The organism is Intrasporangium flavum (genome assembly GCF_001956915.1).
Classification (GTDB): Bacteria; Actinomycetota; Actinomycetes; order Actinomycetales; family Dermatophilaceae; genus Monashia; species Monashia flava.
The window spans coordinates 1-549 of record NZ_MLJO01000053.1 but is presented as its reverse complement, the minus strand read 5'-3'; the positions used below and the strand labels follow the sequence as shown (position 1 = coordinate 549).

1 protein-coding gene and 1 pseudogene are annotated in these 549 nt (G+C 76.1%); both read right to left on the bottom strand.

Annotated elements, in window-relative coordinates; translation table 11 throughout:
- Window positions 1-211: pseudogene (locus BIV28_RS19615) on the bottom strand (YbaK/EbsC family protein); the annotation flags it as partial.
- 97 nt (window positions 212-308) lie between these two features.
- A partial coding sequence (locus BIV28_RS19610; RefSeq protein ID WP_278247790.1) for a carbohydrate-binding module family 20 domain-containing protein occupies window positions 309-549 on the bottom strand: 241 nt, incomplete at its 5' end.

Genomic DNA, 549 nt, shown 5'->3' with positions numbered 1-549 from the left:
CGCGCCGCGCCTCGACGACGACGCAGTTGGCCGACGCCTCGGGCGCGACGTCGTAGGCCGCGCAGAAGGCCGCCGTGTCGGCGAGCTCCGCGTCGATCGGCGCGACACGGGCGTCGGGGACGAGCGTCAGGGCGGCGGCCACGGGCTCGGCCAGCAGGTCGGGTCGCTCCCCCGCCGGGACCCACTCGAGGTTTCCTTGCGCAGATGCCATGGCGACACCGTAGGCCTCCGGACGCTGCGACGGCGCCCCGCCCGGCGGGTGGCCGGGCGGGGCGTCGTCCCTATCCGCGTGGACGTCGGCGGGTCTGTCAGGGTCGCCAGGTGTCGCCCAGCTGGAGGGTGCCCGACGCCGGGACGGTCGCGGCGCGGTTGGCGCCGCTCTCCCACGTCACCGCACCCGACGCGTCCTTGCGCAGGTACTTGTACTGCACCGCCGTGCCCGCCGGAAGGCTCACCGTGCGGCGCCACACCGGGTAGGTGGCCGGGTCGAGCTTGATGGCCTGGGCCGGCTGCCACGCGCCGAGGGCGGCGACGTCGCCGACGACGTAC